This is a genomic window from Bartonella sp. AA83SXKL (assembly GCF_042196965.1).
In the GTDB taxonomy this organism is placed as follows: Bacteria; Pseudomonadota; Alphaproteobacteria; order Rhizobiales; family Rhizobiaceae; genus Bartonella.
The window spans coordinates 1-951 of the sequence record NZ_JBHIRG010000118.1; the positions used below are offsets into that span (position 1 = coordinate 1).

At 33.6% G+C, this 951-nt stretch carries 1 protein-coding gene; it reads right to left on the reverse strand.

Features of this window, described 5'->3' with window-relative positions; all coding sequences use genetic code 11:
- Nucleotides 1–591 (reverse strand): NADP-dependent isocitrate dehydrogenase (locus tag ACFINO_RS10040; protein WP_375655675.1); only part of this gene is annotated, 591 nt, incomplete at its 3' end.
- Between the last annotated feature and the right edge of the window lie 360 nt (nt 592–951).

Sequence of the window (951 nt, forward strand, 5' to 3'; positions counted from 1 at the left end):
ATAATTAAAAGATGCGCGGGCAAAATCACGAATTGATTCATCGAGGTTATACATAGCCATTGCAATACCTGCACTTGGAGCGTCAAAAACATCATGTTCGATAACTTGATTGTCATCGCCAACAAATTTAATACTTAACTTTCCTTTGCCAGGAAATTTGAAATCTGTTGCCTTATATTGATCACCAAAAGCATGACGTCCGATAATAATTGGCTTTGTCCAGTTAGGAACGAGGCGGGGGACATTTTTACAGCTAATAGGTTCGCGAAAAATAACGCCTCCTAAAATATTACGGATCGTGCCATTGGGTGATTTCCACATTTTTTTTAAATTGAATTCTTTAACACGCGATTCATCTGGTGTTATAGTTGCACATTTTATACCAACACCATATTTTTTAATAGCATTGGCAGAATCGATAGTTACCTGATCATTGGTTGCGTCTCGATTTTCCACGGAAAGATCGTAATATTTGAGTTCAATATCCAGATACGGGTGGATTAATTTGTCTTTGATATATTTCCAGATTATACGGGTCATTTCATCCCCATCGATTTCAACAATGGGGTTTTCCACTTTGATCTTTATCATTAGAAGTCCTTTTTCATTTAAGTGATGTTATTTTTTTATAGCACTTTCAGGCTTATAATGAAAAGTAAAAACAGGAATGATAGAGGGGTATTTAAATATGATACAGTTAGAATATATCATCTATAGAATGTAAAAATTTTCATTGAGAAACTTAATGTCTTAATAGATATGGCTGAGAAATGAGACGTAGGGATAACTTTTATCTTCTGTAAAGATTGAAGAAAGGTGTGTATCCACTTGGAATGAAAGAAAAGATCGTAAAACAGCTGTGAGCTTTAGCTAAATATACAGAATCTCTTTTTAAAAAAGAAGTCTACACTTGTTGCAAGAGATTTACAATAAAACCTACTAATTTATTAC